Raw genomic sequence first — 24,306 nt, forward strand, 5'->3', positions numbered from 1 at the left:
TTACGCTCGCAGCAAGCGGAAGGAGTCCGGTATGGCCGATGACCAGCGCACCCCCGTGATCATGGACTGTGACACCGGTGTGGACGACGCGCTCGCCCTGCTGTTCGCCGTGCGGCACCCGGCGTTGGAGCTGCGGGCGGTGACGTGCGTGGCCGGGAACACGGATGTGGACGGCGTCGTACGGAACACGCTGACCGTGCTGGAGCAGGCCGGGGCGCCGGAGATCCCGGTCGCGCGGGGGGCCGAGCGGCCGTTGCTGGAGGCGCCCCGGGTGGCCCGGCATGTGCACGGTGAGGACGGGATGGCGGACCTGGGGCTGCCGGCGCCCACGCGTCGTCCCGCCGAGGTGGACGCGGTGACGCTGCTGCGCCGCGAGATCCTCGCCGCACCCCGCCCGGTGACGCTGATCCCGACCGCGCCGCTCACCAATATCGCCCTGCTGCTGCGCACCCACCCGGAGGTGGTGCGCAACATCGAGCGGATCGTGTTCATGGGGGGTGCGGTGGCCTGCGGGAACGCCACGCCGGTCGCCGAGTTCAACGTGTGGCACGACCCGGAGGCGGCGGCGATCCTGCTGACCGCCGGGGTGCCGACCACGATGTACGGGCTGGATGTGTTCCAGCGGGTGGTGGTGCCCGGCGCGGAGGTGCGGCGGCTGTGCGGGAGCGCCGAACCGGGTGCCCGGCTGGCGGGGCGGCTGCTGTCCCACCGTCCGGCCACACCGGACGCCGACGGGGACGACCCCGGCGGCGGCATCGGCGACGCGGGCGCGGTGTGCGCGGTCGCCGACCCGGCGGGCCTGACCACGCGCCGCCTGCCGGTCGAGGTCGCCCTGTCCACCGGTCCGACCCGCGGCCAGACCGTCGTCGACCGCCGCCCGCGCCCCGGCGAGGCGGAGATCCACGGCGGTGGTCGCGAACAGGCTTTGCTGGACGTGGCGTTGGACGTGGACGTGGACCGCTGGGTGAAGCTGTACCTGGAGACGGTCGAGAGCGTCTAGCGCCACAGCGGCGCCGGGTGGGTGGTTGCCTTCCCGCCCGGCGCCGCTGATCGCGTGTCGGGGTGTTACGCGCCGGTCGCGCGCCGACGACGCGTCGCCACGACGATGCCCGCACCGCCCGCGAGGAGGACGGCCGCGCCGCCCGCCAGCAGGGCGGTGTTGTCGCCGCCGCCGGTCTCGGCGAGGTCACCGCCGCCACCGTTGGGGGTGGGCGCCGGGGCGGGCGTGGAAGCGGAGGCGCTCGGCGTCGGGGTCGACGGCTCCGAGGGAGTCTCCGAGGGGGTCTCGGACGGCGTGTCGGCCGGCGGCGTGGAGGGGGTCTCCTCGCTCGGCGGCGTGGACGGGGGCTGCTCCGGCTCGGTCGGCGGCTGCTCCGGCTGGGACGGCGGGGGCTGCTCGACGGTCGTGCAGTCCTTCGTACCGCCGTTCCAGGCGGCGATCAGCTTGTCCTTGATGACCGGGCGGTCCGGGCCCTTGGGCAGCTCGCCGTGCTCGTAGCCGTCCTGCGCGTCGAGCCTGCCGTCGAACTTGACCGCGCCCCGGTAGAGGTCGATCTGCGCGTAGCAGCCGGCGTCCGGCACGGCGATGTCGAGGGTGTCGGTGGCGCCGGGCTTGACCGTCACGGTGTCGAAGTCGACGAAGACCTGCTCGCCGGAGGTCTTGAAGTCCGGGCCGTGGGCCAGGTAGGAGGCGAGCGAGGCGGTGCAGGTGGTGGCGTTGCCGGCGGCGCGGACGGTGATGTGGACCTTGCCGTCGGAGGTCGGCTTCAGGTTCTGGTCGTCGACGCGGACGGAGTCGAAGAACTCCTTGCCGTCGAGGGAGAACTGGCAGCGGTCGGTCTGCGTCTCGGTGCCCGCGCCCGTCCCCGGCTTGTACGTGTCGCCGGCCTTCCAGCCGTCCCCGCCGGGCGCGCTGGAGGCCCAGGCGCCGGAGGCGGCGGCGACGGAGGCGGCGCACAGGGTGAGCGACGCGGCGCCGGTCACCAGAAGGCGTCGCACAGTGACACGTCTCGCTATGGACATGCGGATCCCATCTTGGCGTGTGCCAGGGCTGATTGGTCAGATCAGAGCAAGCTCGGACGGAGCCGACACCATGACGGCACGGCAGGCGTCCGGAGAAACACTGGGCCCATTCGTCAAATGCGCAACAGTGTGGGCCCATCGTTGTGCCCGGCTCTCGCCCTGTCAACTCACCCTGGCCCCCGGGGAATCCGTGGTTCCGTCACAACTCCGCTACAAGGGGACCAACTCACTCCGATTTCGCGTCGGCGTGAGCCTCCGGCGTCAGTAGCGGACCGCTCTCTCCAGGGTCGTCCTGACCTCGTCCTCGGCGCCGAGGTCGCGGGTGCTGCGCGCGGTGGCCTCGGCGGTGCGGGTGGGGGCGACGTCGGGGACGGTGACGACGACCGTGTCCAGCCAACTGCCGGAGGCGTCGGTGAAGTTGACCTGGACAGCGAAGGACTTGGTCGAGTCGGCGGTGTTCTCCGCCGTCACCTGGACGAGGACGTGGCCGTCCGGGTCGGTCGTGGGGGTGCCCAGCCGGACGTCGTCCTTGGCGTCCACACCCTCCTTGATCTCGTCGAACCGGCGGCCCGCCTCCGCCGTCGCCGACGCGAACGCGTCCGTCGCCTCCGAGGCGAGCGACGCCGCGGCGGAGGCGGCCCGCTCGGCCGGGTCGGACGCGCCGTCGTCATCGCCGCAGCCGGTGAGCGCGACGAGCGCCACCGACACACAGACCGCCACCGTGCCTGCGGTCCGGCGTGAGCGGGGAGTGGCCATCGTGCCTCCAGCGTCGGGTTCGGTCGGTACCGGCGGCGGCCCAGCCGCCGTCGGTACCGGCGGCGGCCCAGCCGCCCGCCTCCGCCCAGTGAAGTCCCCTCCACGCCCACCCGCATGCCGGCTCATCCGTATGGCGCACGTCTCACGGAGCTGATGTGCCAGTACCGCCGGCGGCTGGTCGGCCCGGGCGTGCTGGTGCTTGGTGGGGGCGGCTCCGGACCGCTGCAGGAGGGCCATCCGGTGGAACCTCCGGCGCGTTCGGGATCGTCGTACCCCGCTCGGCGCACCCTCGGTCCGATGATCCGGAGATGCGACGAGAACACCGCATTCGCACCTGCCGCCGCCGTCTCCGCCGCACGGTCGTCTGCACCGTGCTGCTGCTCGCCCTCGCCGCGACTCCCGCCCTGGCCGACGGCGGCTCCGGCCGCTCCGCCGCCGCCAAAGCCGTACGCGACCACGAACGGGCCCGGGAACGCGTCGAGCGGCTACGGGCGGCAGGCGCCCCCGCGGACCAGGTGCAGGCGGCCGAGAAGCGCCGGAAGGAGATCCGCGCCCAGCTGTGGGACCAGCTCTGGGCGGTGCAGCGGAGCCTCGGTGACCCGGTCGCCGTCGACCGGTCCGGGCGGGCCGGGCGCTGCCCCGTCGGCCGGCGCAGCACCCCGCCCCTCCACGCACCCACCTCCTGGACCGCTCCGGCGAAGGACTACTGGCTCTCCGCCGGGTACGCCGACAAGGGCGGCCACTGGAGGCACCAGCACACCGGCCAGGACTTCGCGGTGAACTCCGGCACCCCGGTGTACGCGGTCGGCCCCGGCACGGTCCGTGCCGCCACCTGCGGCGACGGCTTCGGCAACCAGGTCCTGGTCCGCCACGCCGACGGCTACTTCACCCAGTACGCCCACCTCTCCCGCATCGACGTCCGCAAGGACCAGCGGGTACGCGCAGGCCAGCGCATCGGCCTGTCCGGCGCGACCGGCAACGTCACCGGCCCGCACCTGCACTTCGAGGTACGCGTCACGCCGTACCTCGGATCGTCGGTACCGCCACTGCCGTGGCTGCGACGCAAGGAAGTGCTGGTGGCGGCGACTTCCGGTCCGCGCGGGTGAACGTCCCGCCAACGGGCGTCGAACGCCTGGCGATCGGCGGCTGACCTGGCAGAACAGTGGCTGCCGGCGTACAACCATCGTCCGCTCCCGGTCGTCCAACTCCCGCCCGGTGCACCCCATCGCACCGGTGTTCTCACCCTCGCATCCGGGAGATGCCATGAGTTCTGTCTCCGCCGGCCGTATACAGCGGCGCGGAGTGTGTGTCGCGGCCGTCGGTGGTCTGGTGCTGGCCGCGCTGGGTGGCGGGGTCGCCGTCGCCGAGGAGGAGCCGCAGAGCGACCAGCTGTGGATCCAGGCCCCGTACGAGCAGACGGTCACCGTCGCTCCGGCGGGCGGCGTCGCCGCGTACCGGTCGCTCGCGCTCGGGCTGTACCACGACAACGACAACTTCACCGTCACGGACGGCCGCATCAACGTCGACATCTCCGGGCTCGCCGGTGTCGCCGAGGTGGCCTGGCCCGACAACTGCACGCCGGCGGACGCCGACGGTACGACGGCCGTGTGCGACACGGGTGACGTGTCCGTCTTCGCGAAGACGTCGTTCGAGCTGAAGGTGCGCGCCGTCGAAGGGGCCGCTCTGGGCGCCGAGGGGCTCATCAGCTACTCCGCGGAGGCCACCGGCGGTCCCGAGGGCACGCTGACCACCCCGGAGGGCTGGTCCGAGACGACCGTACGCGTCGGCTCCGGCCCCGACCTCGGCATCGCCCACCCGGCCGCGCTGACCGACGTCGCCCCCGGCACCGTACTCACCGCACCGTCCGTGATCACCAACACCGGCAACGAGGCCGCACAGGGCTTCACCGTGTGGATGGCCGCGACGTACGGCATCGACTTCGTCACCAAGTTCCCCGAGTGCACCTACCCCGAAGCCGGGGAGAGCGGGGACACGAAGCAGGTCAGCTGCTCCTTCGACACCGTCGTCGAGCCGGGCGCCACCGTCGAACTGCCCGAGCCGCTGAAGCTCGCGGTGAACTCCCGTGCCCTGTACGACCGTTTCGACATCAGCGTCCAGCCGGGCGGCGACACCGAGGACCTGGACGGCCGCGACAACTACCGCGCCTGGAGCATCGGCGCCGCCAACACCGCCGACTTCGCGGTGCGCGGCAGCGATGTGAGCGGCGCGGCCGGTGAGACCGTCGACGCCACGTTCCGCTTCGTCAACCGCGGACCGGCCTGGGTCGCGCACGTCTTCTCCGGTGACGCGCCCGCGCTGATCGACTTCACCGTCCCCGAGGGGACGACCGCGACCACCGTGCCCGAGCTGTGCCAGCCGCGCACCCTGGACGGCGAGTGGATCGAGCGGCGCGTCGGCGCCCCGCGCTACACCTGCTTCCTGCCGTCGGCGGCCTTCCCGGGCCTCACCGTCGACTACGCCTTCGAGCTGCGCGTCGACCGCGTCGTCCCGGACGCGACCGGCACGGTCGTCGCCCACCCCGAGCGCGGCACCGGCCACCCCTTCCCGTTCGACCCGACGCCGCGCAACAACACGGCCAAGGTCGTGGTGAACGGCTAGCGACGGACAAGGGGGGACGGCCGGGTGCTCCGGCCGTCCCCCCACTCCTGACCACTGCTCCTTACGGCGCGTCGATCAGCCCGTGCGGCGGGACCTGCACCGTGCGGGCGCCGGGCTCGCCGCCCAGGATCACCTTGCGCAGGGAGACGTTGTTCTTCGTGTCGGTCTCCTGCAGGCGGTTCTCCGGGTTGGCGATGACCTGGATGTGGTACGTGCCGTTCGGCAGGTCCGTGATGTCGAAGGACTGGCCGGGACGGTACTGGGTGTACGTGTCGCCGGAGCCGACGTCGAGGACCTCACGCACGGAGATCGAGTTCTCCGAGCCGCAGGCCGTCGACAGGTCGGTGTTGTACGGGTGCCAGTTGGCGTTCTTCACCGTGTAGTCGATGGCGTCGGTGTTGGCCAGGCAGAACGCCTCCTTGCCGCTGCGCACCTCCTTGGTCTTGTCCTCGCTGAGCAGCCGGTAGCTGGCGAAGTCCGTGAAGTGCCAGTGCTCGTGGCCGATGCGCGCGTCCCACTCCATGGTGCCGGTGGGCGTGTATCCGACCTGCTTGCCGTTCGCGTCGTAGAAGTACTGGTACGCGTCCATCAGGTCCTCGCCGGGCTTGCGGAAGCCGTCGACGACGAGCGGGGCGGGGCCCGCGTTCCACACGTTGGCGCTGAAGGCGAGGTAGTCCCGGCCGGGCGCGTCGCCGTCCTCGCCGTCGGTGACCTCGATGCCCCAGGCGGGCAGCGACCGCAGGTCCGGCTTGGGCACGTTGGCCGGGACGCCCGCGAGGCCGGTGGGCCGCTTGGAGTTGGCCTTCAGCGCGGGCGCGATGCGGGAGCCGTCGGTGTGGCCGAGGCCGTCCCCGAGGTGGTGGGCGAGGCCGCGGGCCTTCAGGGCGTGCGAGAGGGCGCCGGGGGTGGGCGCGTCGGCGCCGCGCGGGCCGTACACGTGCGTGTGCCCGGCGCTGTCCGGCCCGGTGCTCTCGTGCCCGGCGTGGGCGGAGGAGCGCATGCGGGCCGTACCGCGGCCCTCGCCCTCTTCGTCGTCCCAGCTCCGTTCACGGACCGTCACCTTGATGGTGGGCCGGTCGTCGGGGATGCGGAACAGGTCGCGGTACTTCTTGGCGACGGACACCTTGGCGGTGTACTCGCCGGCCGGCAGGTCGACGGGAGTGTCGTAGTCGACGGTGCTGGAGTTGGCCGCCCAGCCCTTCTCGACGCCCCACACCGAGCCGAGCGTGAACGGGTTCTCGGGGCAGCTCTCCGGGTAGTGCGAGGTCGCCGGGGCGTCCGGGCGCAGGCGGCCCGAGGCGTTGTTGGGGCAGAAGTTGCCCTGGCTCTTCACGACTTCCTTCCCGTCGGCGTCCGTCACGGACACCTCCAGGAAGCCGCGCAGCCCGGAGAAGTCGTCGACGAGCCCGGCGGGCAGGACCTTCGAGGTCACCTTCTTCCCGTTGCGCAGGATCTGCTTCGCGACGACGGGGTCGTTGTACGACTTGCGCGTCACCTGGAACTCCAGCGGCGCGTTGTCGACGGTGATGTACGTGCCGAGGTCGAGGTAGATCCCGGGCTCGTCGTCCCAGCGGTCGAGCGTCACGGACTTCGTCGCGGCGACAAGCTTGAGCTGCGGCTTTCCGGGTGTGGTCTTCGTGGCGGTACCGGCGCCGGGAGCGGCCCCGGCGACGGTGACGACGGCAAGCGCGGCCCCCGCGGCGAACGTCGCGCGCTTGAGCTTTTTGCGGTCTGGCTGACTGGTCATCGGTTCCTCGTCTGCGAGTGCCTTGGTCAGAGGCATCGGACAGAGACTGTGAGCACTCTGTGAGAGGGGTAATTACCGTGCCGAGGTTGCCTGTTGGGGAGAAGTTCCCCTGATCGGGTGGCCGGGAAATCGGTTGGGGCGGGGGTGGGGGACGGCCGTAGGGTGCCCGGGTGACGACTCAGGTGATCGTGCTCAACGGCGGTTCCAGCTCCGGCAAGTCCGGCCTCGTGCGGTGTCTTCAGGCGGTGCTGCCGGACCCCTGGCTGGCGATGGCCGTCGACTCGTTCGTGGACGCGCTGCCCGCGCCGCTGCGGGCCTCGGCCGAGGGCTTCGATGTCGCGGCGGACGGCGCGGTGCGGATCGGGCCGGCCTTCCGGGCCCTCCAGTCGGCGTGGGAGCAGGGCGTCGCCACGATGGCCCGGGCGGGGGCCCGCGTCATCATCGACGACGTCTTCCTCGGCGGCGCGGCGACCCAGGACCGCTGGCGGACGGTCCTCGACGGGTTGGACGTGCTGTGGGTCGGCGTCCGCTGCGACGCCGAGGTGGCAGCGGGCCGCGAGATCGCCCGCGGGGACCGCACCCCCGGCATGGCCGAGTCACAGGCCACCCTGGTCCACAAGGGCGTCGTCTACGACATGGAGGTGGACACCACACACACGGAGTCCCTGACCTGCGCCCGCCTCATCGCGGCCCAGGTGCGCTGACAACTGGTGACGGGGCTGGGGCGTGTTTCGAAAGTCCCGCCTGTCCCGCGACGCCTGGCATCGCACGCACCTGACGCCGCGGGACCCGCCCTTCGGGCGGACGACGGGACTTTCGAGACACGCCCTACGCGGACCTGCGGTGGTCCAGGAGGGGGTCCAGGTTGCACAGGCGCAGGACCTGCCGCTGTCGGGGGTTGTCGCAGAGTACGTGCAGGGTGCCGTGGAGGCGGGTGACCTGCCGCTGGATCCGTACCAGGAGGCGCAGGCCGCCCGCGTCCAGGAACGTGGCGGGGCGCAGGTCGACCAGGACGGCCGTCCCCGGCCGGTCGATCAGCGCGCTGATCCGTACGTGCAGATCCTGGTCTGCCCACGCGTCCAGCTCACCGTGCAGCTCAAGGACGGTCGTGCCGTCGGTGACGCGGTGACGGAGACGGAACGGGACTGGATGGCTGTCCATGGCTGACACCCCGGTCACGTTGGCCCGCAGAACGGCTACTTCTCTGGTGCCCGCTGCGGCGGTGGGTACGCCCGCCCCGCAGGTCCGGAAGCGCACGGTGGGCCGACCTGGACCCTTCCGGCCGGGACTCATCCTGCCCGGCCGCAACCCGCAGCCGACCCCCCGTGAGGCTGTTGGAGACGCCGGGTCGGCCACCTGCCCGGAGCACCTACGCGCACATCAAAGTGGCCTCCGCTTCGGTGGCAGGCTCGCCGCGAAGGTGTGGCCCTCCTCGACCCAGGTGCGCAGGGCGTCGTCCTCGGTGACCGCCGCGCCCTCGACCACGACCCAGCCGCGCATCGGGCGGCCCGTCATGTCGAAGACGCGGGTGCCGGGGCGGGTGAGGGCCGTGTCGGTCGCGTCGGCGCCGACACGGACCATGAGGTCGTCGCCGGTGACGCCGACGGCCATGTTGCCGGCGTGGAGGAACGCGAGCCCGCCGAACATGTGCTTCTCGGTGACCTCGGGGTCCGGGGCGAGGAGTTCTCGGACGCGCCGGGCGAGTCCTTCGTCGTATGCCATGGGCAGCAGGATCCGGTATGCGGTCGGCTGTCCACAGGGTGTGGATGGTGTGTCGCCCCCGGGTCACCAGTCCGTGTGGAGGAGGTGGTTCAGGACGAGGGGGAGGGCCGCCTGGGCCGTCAGCCAGGCGCGCGGGTGGGAGAGGAAGGCGCCCGCCGGGAGCAGCCACATCGCGAAGGGCAGCCAGATGCGTTCCGTCTCGGCCTTGCTCATGCCGGAGAGGTCGGCCACCAGCAGCGCCAGAAGGGCGGCGGCGATGAGGAAGGCCAGGCGGCGGGCGGCGGGGCTGGGCGGGGTGCGGAGGGTGGTGGCCGTACGGCGCAGGCCCGCCGCTGTCGCCAGGCCCGTGATCAGGACCGTGCAGGCCAGGTTCGCCCAGATCCAGTAGGAGTACGGGCGAACCCCGCCGGCGCCCTGGTAGTAGCGGGTGACCAGGGTGTCGTAACCCTCGTACCAGTTGAAGCCGAGTGAGGTGAAGACGGTGGGGACGACCGCCAGGCCGGCCAGGAGGGGGAGCAGGAGGGGGAGCGGGCGTTCGCGCAGGGTGCGGTGGGTGAGGAGGAGGACGGCGGCGGCGATGACGGCGAACAGGGTCAGGCCGTACGACAGGTAGCAGGTCAGGCCGAAGAGGAGGCCCGAAACGGCCGCCCAGAGCGGCGAGCGGCGGGTGAGGGCCAGTGCCAGCGCGGCGATCGCCCAGGCGGCCACCGCCGCGAAGTACGCGTCCGCCGATGTGCCCAGCCACACCGCGGCCGGCGCCAGCACCAGGAAGGGCGCCGCGCGTCGGGCCAGCGCCTCGTCGGCCAGCGCCCGCACCGCCACCAGCACCGCGAGGCACGCCGTGGAGCCGAGGGTGATGCACCAGACGCCGGCCCAGCCGCCACCGCCCAGTCCGATCCGGTCCAGGAGGACGAAGGTGAGCGTGGCGCCCGGCGGGTGCCCGGCGACATGGGCGGGCCAGTTGTCGGGGGAGCCGATCAGGATGTGGTTCGTGAAGTCGCGGAGGGTCGCCGGGATGTTCTCCCAGCGGTGCGGGACGACCTGGAGGTATTCGAAGCGGGTGGTGAGGCGGACCGCGACGCCGCGGTGCCAGCCGTCGATCAGGGCCAGTGACCAGATCCAGGCCAGCGACGCGCCCCAGGCCGTCGCCAGCAGGGCCCGCCAGGGCAGCCGGGCGGCCAGGGTGGGGCCGTACGCCACCGTCGCCACCGCCACCAGCACGGCGGCCGGGGTGCCGGGGCCGAGGTGCGGGCCCCAGGTCGCGGCCAGGGGGGCCCAGTGGACGTAGAGCGTGTGGTCGGTGTTCTGGATGTGATGGCCGATGACGATCGCGGCCGTCACGAGCAGGGCGGCGGCGAGGGCGGCGTAGAGGTCTCGGCGGAGGGGGCGCGGGGCGGCGCGCCGGTCGGTACGGGGGTCTGTGCGGAGGTCGGTACGGGGGTCTGTGCGGGTCACACCCGCACGCTAGGGCGGGCGACGGGGTCATGGGCGGCGCACACGGTGGACGTCAGCGTTTCGTCATGGGTCGCGCGGGCTTCCCGGGGCTCCACCCGTCCTACCGTCGAACCATGCGCGACCCACTCCATACGGCCCGGCGGCCACGGCTCCCCACTTCGCCCGGCTTCTGGCGCAGCCCCCTGCGCGGACCCGCGTTCACCTCGGTGCTCGGGCTCGTCCTGCTCGCCGGCATCACCGTGCTGTTCCTGACCGGGCTCGTCTCGTACGCCGCCTACAACCCGGACCTGCACCCGGTGAACGACAAGACCCCCGACAAGGGCGTCCTCGGCTTCTACCTCTTCGCCTGGCCGACGAACCCGACCTGGCTGTACCGGCTCAACCAGGGCGTCCATGTCACCCTCGGGCTCGTCCTCATCCCCGTCCTGCTGGCCAAGCTGTGGTCGGTCGTGCCCCGGCTGTTCACCCTGCCGCCGGCCCGCTCCCTCTCCCACGCCCTGGAGCGGATCTCGCTGCTGCTGCTGGTCGGGGGCGCGCTGTTCGAGTTCACGACCGGGGTGCTCAACGTCCAGCTGGAGTACGTCTTCCCCGGCTCCTTCTATCCCCTGCACTTCTACGGGGCGTGGGTGTTCTTCGCCGCGTTCGTCACGCACGCCGTGCTGAAGGTGCCGGTGGCGGTGCGCAACGTGCGGCGGATGCGGCACGGGCAGGAGGGCGACAGCGATCTGGTCCCGCCGCGTCCCGATCCGCCCACCGTGTCCCGGCGGGGCGCGCTGTGGTTCGTCGGCGGGGGGTCCCTGCTGCTGTTCGTGACGAGCGTCGGGCGCAACTTCGACGGCCCGCTGCGGCGGACGGCGATCCTCACCCCGCACGGCGGCGCCGAGCCGGGCAGCGGGCCCAACGGCTTCCAGATCAACAAGACGGCCGCCTACGCGGGCATCGTCCCGGCGGAGACGACCGAGGAGGCGTGGCGGCTGGTCGTCGTCGGGAAGGACGGCGCCACGGTACGGCTCGGCCGCGCCGAACTGCTGCGACTCCCGCTGCACAGCTCGGCGTTGCCGATCGCCTGCGTCGAGGGCTGGTCGACGTCCGACCAGTGGTGGCGCGGGGTGCGGCTGCGGGACCTCGCGGCGCTCGTCGGATACGACGCCGAGGATCCGCCGGACGTGCTGGTCGAGTCGCTCCAGCGGCGCGGCGCCTTCCGCCGGGCCGCCCTGCGCGCCAACCAGGTGGCCGACCCGCGCTCCCTGCTCGCCCTCCAGGTCAACGGCGAGGATCTGTCCCCCGACCACGGCCACCCGGCCCGCGTGATCGTGCCCGCCGCGCCCGGGGTGCTGTGCACCAAGTGGGTGGCCCGGATGACGTTCGGAGACCTGTGATGAGGCCGAGCATGCGGCGGCTGCCGATCGGCAGCCCCTTCCAACTCCTCCTCCTCACCTGCTCGTTCGCGCTCGCCGGGTACGCGGGCGTGCGGCTGTTCGCCGACGACTGGTTCGGGGTGGCGGTGTGGTTCGTGGGCGCGGCCCTGCTGCACGACCTCGTGCTGCTGCCGGTGTACGCGCTCGCCGACCGGGCCGTCGTACGGGGGCTGGGTGCCGTACGACGGCGGGAGTGGGCGGTGTACGTACGGGTGCCGGCGGCGCTGTCCGGGCTGTTGCTGCTGGTGTGGTTCCCGCTGATCAGCGGGTCGGTGGCGCGGCGTTACCGGGCGGCGTCCGGGCTGTCGGCGGAGCCCTTCCTGGCCCACTGGCTGCTCATCACCGCCGTGCTCTTCGGCGGCTCGGCGCTGCTGCTGGCGCTGCGGGTGCGCAGGGCGGCGAAGCAGCGGCCACCGGCGCTCCACTGACCGGCCCGCTGCCAGCCGCCCGCGTACCGCAGCAGGGCGGGGGTGCCGAGGCGCGCCCAGGGGAAGGGGGCACCGGTCGTCGCCCGGGTGTCGGTGACGTCGACGACCTGGACGTGGACGCGTTCGTCGATGTCCACGGGGGCGGTCTCGGCGATCAGCAGGCCGCCGGGGGCGAGGAGCCGGGCGGCGCGGTCGAGGAGGGCGCGCGGGTCGCCTCCGATGCCGATGTTGCCGTCCATGAGGAGGACGGTGCCCCAGCGGCCCTCGCCGGGCAGCGGGTCGAACACGGAGCGGCGCAGGGCCTGACCGCCGAGGGCCTCCGTGTGGGCCACCGCCGCCTCACTGACGTCGATGCCGAGGACGGTACGGCCGCGTGCGGCCAGCTCGGCGACGAGCCGGCCGGGGCCGCAGCCCACGTCGAGGACGGCGCCCTCGCAGCGGTCCAGCACGGCCCGGTCCACCCGGTCCGCCCGCGCGCACCAGCGCTCGACGTCCAGGGGCAGCAGCCAGCCGTCGGTGCGGCGCAGGAAGAGGGGGCCGCGGCCGGTGCGCAGGGCGCTGGCGTACGGGTCGGAGGCGGCCCACGCGGGGGAGGGGGCGGTGAGTTCGGGGGCGCTGCTCATCGGCGGCCCGTCGGGGTCGCCGCATAGGTGGCCAGGCGGGCGGCGAACCGGCCGGCGGGGGTGAGGGCGGCGACCGCCTCGGCGTCGGCGACCGTGTCCACGTCCCGCAGACACGGCAGGTCCCGGACGCGCAGGCCCGCCGCGACGAGGCGCTCCCGCTGTACGGCACCTGTCCACGCCGTCGACATCGGGACGCCGCGCAGCAGCGCCGGGTCGGGGACGGCGAGGCCGAGCGCCCAGAAGCCGCCGTCGGCCGCCGGGCCGAAGTACGCGTCGCAGTCCGCGAAGTCCACGGTGAGCAGGTCGGGGGTGACCTGCGGGGTGTCCATGCCGATGAGCAGCGCGGGGCCGCCGCCCGTGTGCCGGGCGAAGGCGTCGGCGAGCCGCTCGTCCAGGCCGCCCGGACACTGCCGTACGACGTCGAAGCCGGGCGGGAGCCAGGGGCCGGGGTCGCCGTCCAGCACGAGGACGCGCCGGTCGGCGGGGGTGGCCGCGACGGCGTGCAGCGTGTCGGCCAGCGCCGCCTCGGCGAGCGCGGCGGCCTCCGCCGGGCTGAAGGGGGGCGTCAGCCGCGTCTTCACCCGCCCGGGGCGCGGCTCTTTGGCGATGACGAGCAGAGTGGTCACCAGGGGCTCCGTTCCGTCGGGGGGTGGGTCACGGGGTGGGTCGCGCAACTCGGCGCTGCCGAGGTGCCGCTGCGCCCACCCGTGCCGCTCCAGCGGCACGACTGCCCGCAGCTGGGGCGACTGCCAAGCACGCTTGACTGCGGCGTACCCAGGGGCGCGGGGCTGTGTTTCATGTGCGGCTCCGCCGCGTGGGCGCGATCAGCCACGACGCGCCCGCACCCGGTCGATACGCCCCCGCCCCACGGCGATTCACCGCGCACCCCCTTCCCCCAGCACGCGGCTCATGTCGCGCACCGCCTGCCAGGTCCCCCGCCACGTCCCCGTGACCTTGGACTTGCCGGCGCGCGGCAGATACGGGACGTCGTACTCGGCGATACGCCACCCCGCGTCGGACGCGCGCACGACCATCTGCAGCGGATACCCACTGCGCCGGTCCGTGAGGCCGAGCGCGAGGAGCGCCTCGCGGCGGGCGGCCCGCAGCGGCCCGAGGTCGTGCAGCCGCAGCCCGGTACGCCGCCGCAGCATGCGGGAGAGCGCCAGGTTGCCGACGCGCGCATGGGCGGGCCAGGCACCCCGGGACTGCGGCCGGCGGCGCCCGAGCACGAGGTCGGCCGATCCGCCCCGCACCTCCTGGACGAAGGGCGTCAGCAGCCCGGGATCGAGGGACGCGTCGCAGTCGCAGAAGCAGACGACGTCGGCGGTCGCGGCGGTCAGCCCGGCATGGCAGGCCGCGCCGAACCCCCGGCGGGCCTCGTGCACGACGGTCGCGCCGAGCGCCAGCGCGATGTCGGCGGAGCCGTCCGTGGAGCCGTTGTCCACGACGATCGCGCGCCAGCCGGCCGGGATGCGGTCGAGGACCCAGGGGAGGGCCTCGGCCTCGTTCAGACAGGGGAGCACGACGTCGACGTCCTGCGTCGGTGGGGAACTCGTCACGGGAGTCTCGGGTGTCACGGGTCTCACCCTACGGACGCAAAACCGGCAAACCGGACCTCGGCTCCTTACGAAACGCGGACGTCGGCACCACGACCGCACACACGGACGCCCACGGTGCGACGCTGGACGCATGCAGCAGCCGTACGAGCCGCCCCGGGAGGGCCCCGCCCGCGTCCTGGTCGTCGACGACGACCCCACCGTCGCGGAGGTCGTCGCCGGATACCTGGACCGCGCCGGTTACGTCGTCGACCGTGCCGACGACGGCCCGACGGCCCTGACCCGCGCCGCCGCGCACCGGCCCGACCTGGTGGTGCTGGACCTGATGCTGCCCGGCATGGACGGCCTGGAGGTCTGCCGGCGGATGCGCGGCCAGGGCGCCCCCGTGGCGGTCATCATGCTCACCGCGCGCGGCGACGAGGACGACCGCATCCTCGGCCTGGAGGTCGGCGCCGACGACTACGTCACCAAGCCCTTCAGCCCCCGCGAACTGGTCCTGCGCGTGGAGTCGGTGCTGCGCCGCACCCGCCCCCGCCCGGACACCGGGCCACTCGGCGGCGCCGGCGGCCTGACCGTCGACCCGGCGGCCCGCCGCGCCACCAAGAACGGCAGCGAACTTGCCCTCACCCTCCGCGAGTTCGACCTGCTCGCGTTCTTCCTGAGCCATCCGGGGCGGGCGTACAGCCGTGAGGACCTGATGCGCGAGGTGTGGGGCTGGGACTTCGGCGACCTGTCCACCGTCACGGTCCACGTCCGCCGGCTGCGCGGCAAGGTCGAGGACGACCCCGCCCGCCCCCGCCTCATCCAGACGGTGTGGGGCGTCGGCTACCGCTTCGACCCCACCGGCGGCGACGGCGGCCAGGGCGCGGGCGCGGGCACGGATACGGGCACGGGTTCGGGCGCGCACGAGGGGGCGGCCTGACCATGCGCGACACCCTCCTCATCGCCCTGTACGCCTTCGCCGGCGCCGCCGCCACCGGCCTGGTCGGCGCGGCCGTGCTCCGGCTGATCCGCCGCCGTTCGCTCACCGCGTCGCTGGCGGTGGTGGCGGCCGTGGGGGTGGTGGCCATGCTCGCGGGCACCCTCGCCGTCGCCTGGGCGATGTTCCTCTCCCCGCACGACCTGACCGTCGTCACCACCGTCGTCGCGATGGCGGCCGTGGTCTCCCTGCTCACCGCCCTGCTGCTGGGCCGCTGGGTGGTGGCCCGCAGCCGTGAACTGGCCGTCGCGGCCCGCTCGTTCGGCGACGGCGGCGACTTCGCGGCGCCCGCCGAACCGGCCACCGCCGAACTCGACGCGCTCAGCCGCGAGCTGGCGGCGACCAGCGCCAAGCTCGCCGAATCCCGGGAGCGCGAACGGGCGTTGGAGACCTCCCGGCGCGAACTGGTCGCCTGGATCTCGCACGACCTGCGCACCCCGCTGGCCGGTCTGCGCGCGATGTCCGAGGCCCTGGAGGACGGCGTCGCCGCCGACCCGCACCGCTACCTCCGCCAGATCCGCACCGAGGTGGAACGCCTCAACGGCATGGTCGGCGACCTCTTCGAACTCTCCCGCATCCACGCCGGCACCCTCCCCCTCACCCCCACCCGTATCTCCCTCTACGACCTCGTCGGCGACGCCCTCGCGGGCGCGGACCCGCTGGCCCGCGAGTACGGCGTACGGCTGGTGGGGGCGCGGGTGGATCCGGTGCCGGTGGAGGTCGACGGCAAGGAGATGAGCCGGGTCCTCGGCAACCTGCTGGTCAACGCGATCCGCCGGACCCCGGCGGACGGCACGGTCGCCATCGCCGCCGAACACTCCCCGCGGGGCGTGGTCCTGTCGGTGACCGACGGCTGCGGCGGCATCCCGGCGGAGGATCTGCCGCGCGTCTTCGACACGGGCTGGCGCGGCACGGACGCGCGGACGCCTCCGGCGGGGGCGGGACTCGGCCTGGCCATCGTCCGGGGGATCGTGGAGGCGCACCAGGGCAGTACCACGGTGCGCAACATCCCCGGCGGCTGCCGCTTCGAGGTGACACTGCCGGTGGCGCGGGCGTGACTCTCATTCCTCCTCGGCGAACTCCCGCATGCCCTCCTCGAAGCCGACCTCGGGCTTCCAGCCCAGCTCCGCCCGCAGCCGCGACGAGTCGGCGGTGATGTGCCGGACGTCGCCCAGCCGGTACTCCCCGGTGACGACCGGCGCGGGCCCGCCACAGGCCGCGGCCAGCGCCTCGGCCATCTCACCGACGGTGTGCGGGTCCCCGCTGCCGGTGTTGTAGGCGGCGAGCATCCCGCCGCGCCCGTCCGCCTCCAGCGCGGTCACATTGGCGGCGGCGACATCCCGTACGTGGACGAAGTCGCGCCGCTGCCGCCCGTCCTCGTAGACGCGCGGGGCCCGCCCGTGGGCGAGCGCGGACCGGAAGAAGGAGGCGACACCGGCGTACGGGGTGTCGCGGGGCATCCGTGGGCCGTACACGTTGTGGTAGCGCAGGGAGACGGCACTCCCGCCCGTCGACCGGGCCCACGCGGCGGCCAGGTGCTCCTGCGCCAGCTTGGTGGTGGCGTACACGTTGCGCGGGTCGACGGGCGCGTCCTCGCCGACCAGCCCGGGTACGAGGTCCTCCCCGCACACCGGGCACAGCGGCTCGAAGCGCCCGGCGTCGAGATCGTCGACGGCTCGCGGCCCGGGCCGTACGACGCCGTGCCGCGCACACTCGTACCGCCCCTCCCCGTAGACGACCATCGACCCCGCCAGCACCAGGTGCCGTACGCCCGCGTCGGCCATGGCGGCGAGCAGTACGGCCGTGCCGAGGTCGTTGCGGGAGACGTACTCGGCGGCGTCGGCGACGCCGTTGCCGAGGCCGACCATCGCCGCCTGGTGGCACACGGCGTCCACTCCGACGAGCGCCTGTGCGACGGCCGTGGGATCCCGCACATCGTGCCCGGGCTCGCCCCGTACGTCGTACACGACGGCCTCATGACCCCGCTTCCGCAGGGCGTCGACGACATGGGACCCGATGAACCCGGCTCCGCCGGTGACCAGTACGCGCATACGGCCACGCTAGGGCGGGGCCGCCGGGGAAGTCCCGGGCTGACCTGGTGTGTCACGACTCTGTAAGAAGTCCTGACGCGTGAGGTCCCGCCCGTAGGCGTGATCATATGGACGGGTTATCGTCCTCCGGCGGCGCGTCGAGCATCTCTCCGCGCCGTTCAGGGAGGGAAGACATGCGCGTACCACTGCTTCGGCGCCTGGCCACGCTGGCCACGACGCTGGGGCTCACCTCGCTGGGGCTCCTCGGCGCGGGCTCGGCGCCCGCCCAGGCCGCGATCAGCGACTGCCCGTCGGGCTATTTCTGTGCCTGGAAGACGTATGACGGCACGGGCACGATGTTCAAGTCGAACACCAGCGTGGCGACGCTCGGCACCTGGGACAACACGTTCCGGGCGGTCGTGAACCGCACATCCAAGTACGCCTGCCTGCACGACGACCAGAACTACGGGCAGACCGGACTCGTCACCACGTGGAACCCGGACCCCGCGGGCACCGAGTGGGGCAACGCGGGCAGCACGTCCGTCAGCTCGGTGAAGCTCGTCTCCACGGCGCGGGAGTGCACCCAGCCGGCCTACCCCCAGTGGTACGCGGTCACCGCTCCCCAGGCGGCGGGCTTCGGTGACCTCAACGCCGACCGCCGGGCCGACGTCCTCGTGCGGGACAAGGCGGGCCGGCTGTGGTTCCTGCCCGGCGACAACACCGGGAAGCTGGTCGGCAGCGGCGGCTGGAACGCGTTCAACGCGCTCGTCCGGCACGGTGACTTCAGCGGTGACGGCCGCGAGGACGTGATCGCCCGCGAGGCGTCCACCGGCAGGCTGTGGCTGTACCCGGGCACCGGCACCGGCTCCCTCGGTGCGCGCAAGCTCATCGGCACGGGCGGCTGGAACGCCATGGGCCGCCTGGTCGCGTTCGGCGACCTCTCCGGCGACGGCCGCTCGGACCTGCTGGCCGTCGAGAAGTCCACCGGCAGGCTGTGGCTGTACCCGGGCACCTCCACCGGCACCCTCGGTGCGCGCAAGCTCATCGGCACCGGCGGCTGGAACGCCATGAACGGCCTGGTCGGGGCCGGCGACATGAACAGCGACGGCCGCGCCGACCTGATCGGCCGCGAGGCGTCCACCGGCAAGCTGTGGCTGTACCCGGGCAAGACCGGGGCCCTCGGCTCCCGCGTCCTGATCGGCTCCGGCGGCTGGAACGTCATGGACACCCTCATGGGCCTGGGCGACGTCTCCGGCGACAGCCGCCCCGACCTCGTCACCACCACCAAGAGCAGCTACGTCGGCGAGGGCTGCCGCGGCGTCGGCTGCCAGCTCGTCTACGCGGGCACCGGCACCGGCACGCTCGGCCGGGGCGTCATCTCGGCCGACGACTGGTGGGGCCTGAACGGCACCTTCTGACGGGAAAGGGCCCCACGAGAAATCGGGGGCCCTTTTTTCATGCCCTTGGCCAGGAGGCAGATCGGCAGCACGGAAGGGACATCCATGATCACCGCCACCCAGGGAGCCCAGCTCACCTCGCCGTGCGCGACCTGCGCTGGTGTGCTGGTCCGCGACGTCGGTCAGTTCATCGACCGGGGAGAGGTGTGCTGGGGCGTCGAAGGGCGCTGTCAGGCTTGCGGCAACGCATGGTGCGAGACGGGCACAGGCCCAGCTCCCGAAGAGATCAGGCAGGCGCTCCTGTCCGAGCACGGGGCCGCTCGAGAAATGGCGCACCTGGCGGAAGGGCTCCGTAAGCGGTCCGTGGCCACGACCCTCGCGAACGCTCCTGTCACCCCGCCGACGGCGCCGGTGTGGGGGCCGGGGACCTGGTGTTGACGTTCAGGTCGGGGCGGGGGGTGAGGACCACGACCGGGGAGCCGGGCTGGGGTGGGGGCGGGGTCAGCTGGTCCTTGGGGAGGGTCGGGGGGCTGGTCTGCTGGAGGTTGACCTGTTCGTAGTTGATGACGCCGGTCTTCTCCAGGACGGTGATGTGGTCCAGCACGGTGTCGTTGGCGAGGTCGGCGAGCTGACGCACCAGGGTGTTCTTGGTGTTGGCGCGGATCTTGGCGATGGCCGGGAAGATCTGGCCGTGGGTGACCCGCATGATGTTGGCGGCGGTGCTGTCGAACTGCGGCCCCGACAGCGCCGCCGACGTCGCCACGAACTGCTGCTGCTGCGGGCTGGCCTGGTTGGGCAGTTCGATGCGCAGCTCCGGCGCGATCTTCCGGCACATCTCGTCCAGCCCCGCGTGCCCGACGATCAGATGCGCCCCCGCCTCCTTCATCTCCGGCGTCGAGCCCTTCTCCATCGCCAGCTCACCCAGCGGGTACTCCCACAGCCCCGCCGCCCGCACCTTCACCACGAAGTCACGGTCGGCCTCGCTGAGCGGGCCGTACGGGGTCTCGCGGACGATCCGGTCCGGGTCGGCGGACATCTTCTGCATACCGAGCATGGCCGGGTAGGCGAGCGAGGTGACGGTCAACGTCAACGCACCCGCCACGATGACCGATCCTGCCAGCTTGCGGGTGACGGGCATGGTCCCTCCAGACGCGGTACTTCAGCACTTCGAGCACTCCGGTGAGTTGCGAGTACTTCAGTAAGTACGCACGGGACGGCCGGACCGATCAGCGTGGCGGCGAGTTTTTCAGCAGTCCCGGAACTCCGGGGACTGGTTGAGGATCTGGGCGCGCAGGGAGGTGAAGCGCGTGTGCGTCTCGCTGCCGCGGGCGTCCGGGTGGAAGGCGGCGACGCGGTGGCAGTTCTGGAAGGCGAGGGTGATGCCGAAGTGGCGCTCCAGAGTGCCCCGGATGGCGTCGCTGGACAGGGCGCGCAGCAGCTGGCCGCGCTCCTTCTCCGAGGGCGGCGGGGTCTGGTTGTCGGCGAACTCGGCGCTGCCCGAGCGCAGTTCGTCGGCGAGGCGGGCTATGAGGTCGTAGGCGTACGGCAGGGACGTACGGACCGTGGCGACGAAGTCCTCCTCCCGCACCTCACCGGTTTCGGCGTCGGCGAGCAGCTGCGGGGAGACGTCGAGAGACATGTGGTTCCTGTTCTTGTTCTGTTCTTGGTCTTAGCGGTTGTTGCGGTTGTTGTGGTCGGCCAGGGCGGTCGGGCCGTGGCGGAAGTCCGGGTCGATCTGGGCGGCGAGATCCTGGCCGGTCGCCATGTTGGCCCAGGCGGCGGCGTTGCGCAGGTGGAACTCGACGGCGTGGCGCTGGAAGGTGTCCCAGTCCTTGGTGCGGGCGTCGACGGCGGCCCGGAGCGTGTCCAGTGCGCGGAGGTTGTCGTACTCCAACTCGCCGTGCTCCCGGCCCTGTTCCAGGGCCCGCACGTACGAGGAGAGCACGCAGTGGGTCAACAGGTCGTCGCCCACGTGCTCCTTGAGGAAGAGCAGGTCGTCCTCGCCGGTGACCTTGTTGCCGACGACCGCGATCGGGATGCCGAACTCGGCGGCGTGGTCCCGGTACTGGCGGTACACGGAGACGCTCTTGCGGGTCGGCTCGACGACCAGGAAGGTCATGTCGAAGCGGGTGAACAGGCCGGAGGCGAAGGCGTCGGCGCCGGCGGTCATGTCGACGACGACGTACTCGCCGGGTCCGTCGACGAGGTGGTTGAGGTACAGCTCGACCGCGCCGAGCTTGGAGTGGTAGCAGGCCACGCCGAGGTCGCGTTCGTCGAAGGCGCCGGTCACCATGAGCGGGACGCCGCCGACGGACCGGACATGGCGGGAGTGGATCTCGTCCTCGCCCAGCGGGCGCAGCAGGCGGGAGCCGCGGCCGGGCGGGGTCGTCTTGACCATGGCCTCACGGGACGCGATACGGGGATTGGTGCCGCGCAGGTAGTCCTTGATCTCACCGGTGCGCGCGCTCAGCGGCGGCGCCCCGAACCGCTCGTCCTCGTCCAGGCCGAGGGCGTACGCCAGGTGCTGGTTGATGTCCCCGTCGATGGCGACGACCGGCGCGCCCGAGCGGGCGAGACGACGGGAGAAGAGGGCGGACAGGGTGGTCTTGCCGCTGCCGCCCTTGCCGACGAAGGCGACGCGCACGGCTAACCCCCACTATTGAAAATGGATTTCATGAAGCAATAGGTAGGGGTTGGGTGGGGCCGGTGTCAAATCGCCTGTGGTCAGGGCCGGTTGGGTCGACCGCCATGGCACCAGCGCTGCCCGGTGAGGACGGCGGATGCGCCGGCGAGGTGGTCGGCGAGGGGCTGCGTGAGCTTTCGGGCCTCGTCCGGGAGGGCGGCTACGACGGTGACGATCCCGGTCGTGTGACGCCGGGCGTCGTCCGCGAGAACCGCCGCGAAGGTCAGGCGGCCGTCCAGGTCGAACGCGCCGGGGCGCGGCCTCGGCGACCAGCGGGCGGTGACGAGGGACAGCGGCGTGTCGTCGGCGGGTGTGCGGCCGCGGTTGAGGAGCACCTCGGCACGGGTCGCCGTGAAGGACTCGTACAGGCCCGCCCGCCAGAACGGCTCCTCGGTGGCGAACCGCTCCGCGGACTCCCGGTCGGGGAGGTCGACGACATGGACACTCCCGGTGTGCTCCTCCCCGTCGGCGGAGAGGGTCGGGCCGCGCAGGACGAGGCGGTCGGCGAAGCGGTCCATGTAGGACCAGTGGGCCTCGGAGAGGGCGATGAGCCGGTCGGCGACGGCCGGTCGGTCCTGGGCGTGGACGTAGAAGGTCATGGCGGGGACCGTAGCCACGACGTGTGCGGCCCGCCCGGATTTTCCCGCGCGGGCGGGCTTTGCCATCTCTTTACAACGCGGTGCACCCCCGGCTCGTCTCTCCGCTCGATCCGATCCACCTCCTGTGGATGAGGGCGAGCGAACGTGAGTGACAAGGAGAGCGAGTCCATGCGACGAACCGTTCTGGGGATGGCGGCACTTGTGTGCGCCGGTGTGCTGATGTCGGGCGCGGGGCCGGCCTTCGCGGCGGACGGGGCGGCGACGCCGGTCCCGGCCCCGGCGGATGAGGCAGCGACGCCGGTCCTGGCCCCCGCGGATGAGACGGCGACGCCGGCCCCGGCCCCCTCCGAGGCGAGCGCGGAGCCGGCCCCCGCCCCCTCCGAGGCGAGCGCCGTGCCGACGCCCGTACCCTCGACACCCGGGCAGGTGGCCGTCGTACCGTCGGGGGCGCCCGACACCGGAGCGGTGACGGGGACGACCTCCGACGACGGCACGGGTGGGGAGATCGTGGGCGCAGGCGCGGCCGCGGCGTTCGCGGCGGGCGGTGCGGTGCTCTTCGTCGTACGGCGACGGAGGCGGGCGACCGCGAGCGGGGCGTGACCTCGCTGTCCAGGCGCGGGTTCGGCATCGCGGCGCTGACCGCCACGGGCGCGCTGGTGGCGGTGGGCTGCGGCGGCGCGGACGCGGGTGCGCCGCCGGCCCGGCGCCGCCGGGCTCCCTCGGACACGTCGCCGTCCGGGGATTCCCGGGCGGCGACGCCGGTCGGGCTGCGGATCCCCGCCATCGGTGTCGACACCCCGGTCATCCCGCTCGGGCTCGCCCCGGACGGCACCGTGGAGGTGCCGCCGATCACCGAGGACGACCCCGCCGGCTGGTACCGGCACTCCCCGGTGCCGGGCCGGACCGGCCCCTCGGTCATCCTCGGCCATGTCACCGTCGGCCCCCACGGCGACGGCGTCTTCCGGCACCTCGGCCGACTGCGCCCCGGGGACGGCATCCTGACGCGTCTGGACAGCGGCGGCGCACCGGAGTTCACGGTCACCTCCGTACGGACGGTCGCGAAGGCGGACTTCCCGACGGACCAGGTCTACGGCGACGTGGACCGGCCGGAGCTGCGGCTGATCACGTGCGGGGGACCGCGTACGGGCGGGGACGGGACCGGCGGCTACCGGGACAACGTGATCGTGTTCGCGGCGGTCCGGTGAGCCACGTGGGGAGACGGGCCCGCGACCGGGCGGCGTCCGAGCTGTTCGCCGCCCTCTATCCACGGCTGGCGGGCTGGTGCCGGCGGCTCGTGGACGACGACGACACGGCCCATGAGATCGCCTCGGAGGCGTTCACCCGGCTGTGGGCCCGCTGGACGACCGTGGCGGAGCCGCGCGGCTTCCTCTACGTCACGGCGGCCAACCTGGTCCGGGACCACTGGCGCAAGCTGGAGCGCGAGCGCAGCGCGGTACGGCGGGCCGGGACCGAGGCGGTGGTGCGGGCGCAGGGCGCTGCCGGAGAGGCCGATCCGTCGGTGCGGCTGCTGGTGCAGTCCCTGCCGGAGCGACTGCGCGTCCCGATCCTCCTCCACTACTACGCTGACATGCCGCTCCGGGAGGTGTCCGTGCTGACCGGACGAAAGGAAGGAACCGTCAAGGCCGACCTCCACACGGCCCGCGAACTGCTCCGCGCCCACCTGAGGAGAAGCCTTGACCACACGGTTTGACGAGGACGGCCGCTACGACGACGGTGGCTACGACGACGGCCGCTACGACGACGGCCGCTACGACGGGGGCCCCGACGACCCCCTCGCGGTGATCCTGCGCCCCCCGGCCGACTTCCTCGGCGTGCCGCCCGGCCGTTACGAGGCGGTCCGGCGTGCCGCGTACCGCCGCAGGCTGGTGCGTACGGCGGTGGGGGCCGGCGTGGCCTGCGCTGCGGCGGCGCTGATCACGCTGCCGTTCCTCATCGGGCGGGACTCCGGCGCTCCGCCCCTGGCACCTCCCCTGTCCCCGCCGTCGGTCGGCACCACGACACCACCCCCCGAAAGCACCGTTCCCCCACCGACCCCGATCCCCTCGGATCCCTCCACCGCCTCCCTGGCACCTTCGGAGCTCGCCACCGCGCAGCCCACCGCGTCGCAGTCGGCCACCGCGGAGCCCGCCCCCTCGGCGTCCGCCGCCACGTGGCCGCCACCGGCCCCGGCCACTGCCGTACCCAGCCCGGCGACGAGCATCCCTTGACGCGGGTCCCCGGTCCTTCGCGGGGCGGGAGGGGGCCGTCTGGT

At 73.0% G+C, this 24,306-nt stretch carries 26 protein-coding genes; 12 read left to right on the plus strand and 14 right to left on the minus strand.

Going from position 1 to position 24,306, the window contains the following annotated elements:
• Positions 1 to 31 precede the first annotated feature (31 nt).
• Positions 32 to 1,000 carry a nucleoside hydrolase gene (locus ACH5AC_RS06765; protein WP_398860585.1) on the plus strand — a complete coding sequence of 323 codons (969 nt, stop codon included), beginning with the start codon at positions 32 to 34 and terminating at the stop codon, positions 998 to 1,000.
• A 65-nt stretch (positions 1,001 to 1,065) separates the two neighbouring features.
• On the opposite strand, the gene ACH5AC_RS06770 is transcribed toward ACH5AC_RS06765, so the two are convergent.
• Together ACH5AC_RS06770 and ACH5AC_RS06775 are read right to left on the minus strand one after the other, a co-directional pair.
• Positions 1,066 to 2,022 (minus strand): LAETG motif-containing sortase-dependent surface protein, encoded by a 957-nt coding sequence (locus ACH5AC_RS06770; protein ID WP_398860586.1) that lies wholly within the window; start codon positions 2,020 to 2,022, stop codon positions 1,066 to 1,068.
• A gap of 261 nt (positions 2,023 to 2,283) precedes the next feature.
• Positions 2,284 to 2,778 (minus strand): hypothetical protein, encoded by a 495-nt coding sequence (locus ACH5AC_RS06775; RefSeq protein WP_398860587.1) that lies wholly within the window; start codon positions 2,776 to 2,778, stop codon positions 2,284 to 2,286.
• A 308-nt stretch (positions 2,779 to 3,086) separates the two neighbouring features.
• Between ACH5AC_RS06775 and ACH5AC_RS06780 the strand changes: the two genes are divergently transcribed.
• Positions 3,087 to 3,884, plus strand: coding sequence for a M23 family metallopeptidase (locus ACH5AC_RS06780; RefSeq protein WP_398860588.1), 798 nt, complete (start codon positions 3,087 to 3,089; stop codon positions 3,882 to 3,884).
• 157 nt (positions 3,885 to 4,041) lie between these two features.
• Entirely contained in the window at positions 4,042 to 5,397 is a 1,356-nt protein-coding gene (locus tag ACH5AC_RS06785; RefSeq protein ID WP_398860590.1) for a hypothetical protein, read from the plus strand.
• Between the two features lie 61 nt (positions 5,398 to 5,458).
• On the opposite strand, the gene ACH5AC_RS06790 is transcribed toward ACH5AC_RS06785, so the two are convergent.
• Positions 5,459 to 7,144 carry a lysyl oxidase family protein gene (locus tag ACH5AC_RS06790; RefSeq protein ID WP_398860591.1) on the minus strand — a complete coding sequence of 562 codons (1,686 nt, stop codon included), beginning with the start codon at positions 7,142 to 7,144 and terminating at the stop codon, positions 5,459 to 5,461.
• A 170-nt stretch (positions 7,145 to 7,314) separates the two neighbouring features.
• Between ACH5AC_RS06790 and cpt the strand changes: the two genes are divergently transcribed.
• A complete protein-coding gene (cpt, locus tag ACH5AC_RS06795; protein WP_398860592.1) occupies positions 7,315 to 7,848 on the plus strand; it encodes a chloramphenicol phosphotransferase CPT in 534 nt (177 codons plus the stop codon).
• A gap of 124 nt (positions 7,849 to 7,972) precedes the next feature.
• Here the strand turns inward: cpt and ACH5AC_RS06800 are convergent, their stop codons facing one another.
• From ACH5AC_RS06800 to ACH5AC_RS06810, 3 genes are all read right to left on the minus strand, one after another.
• On the minus strand, positions 7,973 to 8,305 hold the full coding sequence (locus ACH5AC_RS06800) for an STAS domain-containing protein (protein ID WP_398860593.1): 333 nt from the start codon (positions 8,303 to 8,305) through the stop codon (positions 7,973 to 7,975).
• Positions 8,306 to 8,524: 219 nt separating this feature from the next.
• A complete protein-coding gene (locus ACH5AC_RS06805) occupies positions 8,525 to 8,866 on the minus strand; it encodes a TfoX/Sxy family protein (RefSeq protein ID WP_398860594.1) in 342 nt (113 codons plus the stop codon).
• 63 nt (positions 8,867 to 8,929) lie between these two features.
• Positions 8,930 to 10,321 (minus strand): hypothetical protein, encoded by a 1,392-nt coding sequence (locus tag ACH5AC_RS06810; RefSeq protein ID WP_398860595.1) that lies wholly within the window; start codon positions 10,319 to 10,321, stop codon positions 8,930 to 8,932.
• 113 nt (positions 10,322 to 10,434) lie between these two features.
• Here ACH5AC_RS06810 and ACH5AC_RS06815 point away from each other — a divergent pair, with 113 nt between their 5' ends.
• A complete protein-coding gene (locus ACH5AC_RS06815; RefSeq protein ID WP_398860596.1) occupies positions 10,435 to 11,700 on the plus strand; it encodes a molybdopterin-dependent oxidoreductase in 1,266 nt (421 codons plus the stop codon).
• Between the two features lie 322 nt (positions 11,701 to 12,022).
• Here ACH5AC_RS06815 and ACH5AC_RS06820 read toward each other — a convergent pair whose 3' ends face one another.
• The 3 genes from ACH5AC_RS06820 to ACH5AC_RS06830 all read right to left on the minus strand — a co-directional run bounded on the left by ACH5AC_RS06820 (position 12,023) and on the right by ACH5AC_RS06830 (position 14,376).
• Positions 12,023 to 12,790 (minus strand): class I SAM-dependent methyltransferase, encoded by a 768-nt coding sequence (locus ACH5AC_RS06820; protein ID WP_398860597.1) that lies wholly within the window; start codon positions 12,788 to 12,790, stop codon positions 12,023 to 12,025.
• Positions 12,787 to 13,416, minus strand: a complete 630-nt coding sequence (locus ACH5AC_RS06825) for a DUF2064 domain-containing protein (protein ID WP_398860599.1) — start codon at positions 13,414 to 13,416, stop codon at positions 12,787 to 12,789. Before ACH5AC_RS06825 ends, ACH5AC_RS06820 begins: the two co-directional genes overlap by 4 nt.
• 249 nt (positions 13,417 to 13,665) lie before the next feature.
• Positions 13,666 to 14,376 (minus strand): glycosyltransferase family 2 protein, encoded by a 711-nt coding sequence (locus tag ACH5AC_RS06830; RefSeq protein WP_398860600.1) that lies wholly within the window; start codon positions 14,374 to 14,376, stop codon positions 13,666 to 13,668.
• A gap of 103 nt (positions 14,377 to 14,479) precedes the next feature.
• Between ACH5AC_RS06830 and ACH5AC_RS06835 the strand changes: the two genes are divergently transcribed.
• On the plus strand, positions 14,480 to 15,268 hold the full coding sequence (locus tag ACH5AC_RS06835) for a response regulator transcription factor (protein ID WP_398860601.1): 789 nt from the start codon (positions 14,480 to 14,482) through the stop codon (positions 15,266 to 15,268).
• A 2-nt stretch (positions 15,269 to 15,270) separates the two neighbouring features.
• Positions 15,271 to 16,383: a sensor histidine kinase gene (locus tag ACH5AC_RS06840; RefSeq protein ID WP_398860602.1), complete on the plus strand. Its 1,113-nt coding sequence runs from the start codon at positions 15,271 to 15,273 to the stop codon at positions 16,381 to 16,383.
• A 3-nt stretch (positions 16,384 to 16,386) separates the two neighbouring features.
• On the opposite strand, the gene ACH5AC_RS06845 is transcribed toward ACH5AC_RS06840, so the two are convergent.
• Positions 16,387 to 17,376, minus strand: coding sequence for an NAD-dependent epimerase/dehydratase family protein (locus ACH5AC_RS06845; RefSeq protein WP_398860603.1), 990 nt, complete (start codon positions 17,374 to 17,376; stop codon positions 16,387 to 16,389).
• Positions 17,377 to 17,549: 173 nt separating this feature from the next.
• Between ACH5AC_RS06845 and ACH5AC_RS06850 the strand changes: the two genes are divergently transcribed.
• Positions 17,550 to 18,773 carry an FG-GAP-like repeat-containing protein gene (locus tag ACH5AC_RS06850; RefSeq protein WP_398860604.1) on the plus strand — a complete coding sequence of 408 codons (1,224 nt, stop codon included), beginning with the start codon at positions 17,550 to 17,552 and terminating at the stop codon, positions 18,771 to 18,773.
• A 370-nt stretch (positions 18,774 to 19,143) separates the two neighbouring features.
• On the opposite strand, the gene ACH5AC_RS06855 is transcribed toward ACH5AC_RS06850, so the two are convergent.
• From ACH5AC_RS06855 to ACH5AC_RS06870, 4 genes are all read right to left on the minus strand, one after another.
• On the minus strand, positions 19,144 to 19,890 hold the full coding sequence (locus ACH5AC_RS06855; protein WP_398860605.1) for a DUF4142 domain-containing protein: 747 nt from the start codon (positions 19,888 to 19,890) through the stop codon (positions 19,144 to 19,146).
• Between the two features lie 108 nt (positions 19,891 to 19,998).
• Positions 19,999 to 20,391: an SCO5389 family protein gene (locus ACH5AC_RS06860; protein WP_398860606.1), complete on the minus strand. Its 393-nt coding sequence runs from the start codon at positions 20,389 to 20,391 to the stop codon at positions 19,999 to 20,001.
• 30 nt (positions 20,392 to 20,421) lie between these two features.
• Positions 20,422 to 21,396, minus strand: a complete 975-nt coding sequence (locus ACH5AC_RS06865) for an adenylyl-sulfate kinase (RefSeq protein WP_398860607.1) — start codon at positions 21,394 to 21,396, stop codon at positions 20,422 to 20,424.
• 80 nt (positions 21,397 to 21,476) lie between these two features.
• The gene (locus ACH5AC_RS06870) at positions 21,477 to 22,034 is read right to left on the minus strand and encodes a YciI family protein (RefSeq protein ID WP_398860608.1); all 558 of its coding nucleotides are present in this window, start codon (positions 22,032 to 22,034) and stop codon (positions 21,477 to 21,479) included.
• 168 nt (positions 22,035 to 22,202) lie between these two features.
• On the opposite strand from ACH5AC_RS06870, the gene ACH5AC_RS06875 reads away from it, so the two are divergent.
• The 4 genes from ACH5AC_RS06875 to ACH5AC_RS06890 are packed head-to-tail and all read left to right on the plus strand — an operon-like array spanning position 22,203 to position 24,262.
• Positions 22,203 to 22,634 (plus strand): sortase-dependent protein, encoded by a 432-nt coding sequence (locus ACH5AC_RS06875; protein WP_398860609.1) that lies wholly within the window; start codon positions 22,203 to 22,205, stop codon positions 22,632 to 22,634.
• Entirely contained in the window at positions 22,631 to 23,239 is a 609-nt protein-coding gene (locus ACH5AC_RS06880) for a class F sortase (protein ID WP_398860610.1), read from the plus strand. Before ACH5AC_RS06875 ends, ACH5AC_RS06880 begins: the two co-directional genes overlap by 4 nt.
• Before the next feature lie 5 nt (positions 23,240 to 23,244).
• Positions 23,245 to 23,745 (plus strand): RNA polymerase sigma factor, encoded by a 501-nt coding sequence (locus tag ACH5AC_RS06885; RefSeq protein ID WP_398860611.1) that lies wholly within the window; start codon positions 23,245 to 23,247, stop codon positions 23,743 to 23,745.
• Positions 23,729 to 24,262 (plus strand): hypothetical protein, encoded by a 534-nt coding sequence (locus ACH5AC_RS06890; RefSeq protein ID WP_398860612.1) that lies wholly within the window; start codon positions 23,729 to 23,731, stop codon positions 24,260 to 24,262. The genes ACH5AC_RS06885 and ACH5AC_RS06890 overlap by 17 nt, the downstream gene beginning before the upstream one ends.
• Positions 24,263 to 24,306: the final 44 nt, after the last annotated feature.

It is taken from the genome of Streptomyces sp. NPDC018693, assembly GCF_044391385.1.
Taxonomy (GTDB): domain Bacteria; phylum Actinomycetota; class Actinomycetes; order Streptomycetales; family Streptomycetaceae; genus Streptomyces.

Excerpts from the sequence above, each read along its gene's own strand:
- ACH5AC_RS06775 (WP_398860587.1), bottom strand. The coding sequence starts at position 2,778 with ATGGCCACTCCCCGCTCACGCCGGACCGCAGGCACGGTGGCGGTCTGT.
- ACH5AC_RS06835 (WP_398860601.1), top strand. The coding sequence starts at position 14,480 with ATGCAGCAGCCGTACGAGCCGCCCCGGGAGGGCCCCGCCCGCGTCCTG.
- ACH5AC_RS06805 (WP_398860594.1), bottom strand. The coding sequence starts at position 8,866 with ATGGCATACGACGAAGGACTCGCCCGGCGCGTCCGAGAACTCCTCGCC.
- ACH5AC_RS06870 (WP_398860608.1), bottom strand. The coding sequence starts at position 22,034 with ATGACCTTCTACGTCCACGCCCAGGACCGACCGGCCGTCGCCGACCGG.
- ACH5AC_RS06840 (WP_398860602.1), top strand. The coding sequence starts at position 15,271 with ATGCGCGACACCCTCCTCATCGCCCTGTACGCCTTCGCCGGCGCCGCC.
- ACH5AC_RS06785 (WP_398860590.1), top strand. The coding sequence starts at position 4,042 with ATGAGTTCTGTCTCCGCCGGCCGTATACAGCGGCGCGGAGTGTGTGTC.
- ACH5AC_RS06790 (WP_398860591.1), bottom strand. The coding sequence starts at position 7,144 with ATGACCAGTCAGCCAGACCGCAAAAAGCTCAAGCGCGCGACGTTCGCC.
- ACH5AC_RS06850 (WP_398860604.1), top strand. The coding sequence starts at position 17,550 with ATGCGCGTACCACTGCTTCGGCGCCTGGCCACGCTGGCCACGACGCTG.
- ACH5AC_RS06860 (WP_398860606.1), bottom strand. The coding sequence starts at position 20,391 with ATGTCTCTCGACGTCTCCCCGCAGCTGCTCGCCGACGCCGAAACCGGT.
- ACH5AC_RS06765 (WP_398860585.1), top strand. The coding sequence starts at position 32 with ATGGCCGATGACCAGCGCACCCCCGTGATCATGGACTGTGACACCGGT.
- ACH5AC_RS06815 (WP_398860596.1), top strand. The coding sequence starts at position 10,435 with ATGCGCGACCCACTCCATACGGCCCGGCGGCCACGGCTCCCCACTTCG.
- ACH5AC_RS06780 (WP_398860588.1), top strand. The coding sequence starts at position 3,087 with ATGCGACGAGAACACCGCATTCGCACCTGCCGCCGCCGTCTCCGCCGC.
- ACH5AC_RS06820 (WP_398860597.1), bottom strand. The coding sequence starts at position 12,790 with ATGAGCAGCGCCCCCGAACTCACCGCCCCCTCCCCCGCGTGGGCCGCC.
- ACH5AC_RS06770 (WP_398860586.1), bottom strand. The coding sequence starts at position 2,022 with ATGTCCATAGCGAGACGTGTCACTGTGCGACGCCTTCTGGTGACCGGC.
- ACH5AC_RS06800 (WP_398860593.1), bottom strand. The coding sequence starts at position 8,305 with ATGGACAGCCATCCAGTCCCGTTCCGTCTCCGTCACCGCGTCACCGAC.
- ACH5AC_RS06875 (WP_398860609.1), top strand. The coding sequence starts at position 22,203 with ATGCGACGAACCGTTCTGGGGATGGCGGCACTTGTGTGCGCCGGTGTG.
- ACH5AC_RS06855 (WP_398860605.1), bottom strand. The coding sequence starts at position 19,890 with ATGCCCGTCACCCGCAAGCTGGCAGGATCGGTCATCGTGGCGGGTGCG.
- ACH5AC_RS06845 (WP_398860603.1), bottom strand. The coding sequence starts at position 17,376 with ATGCGCGTACTGGTCACCGGCGGAGCCGGGTTCATCGGGTCCCATGTC.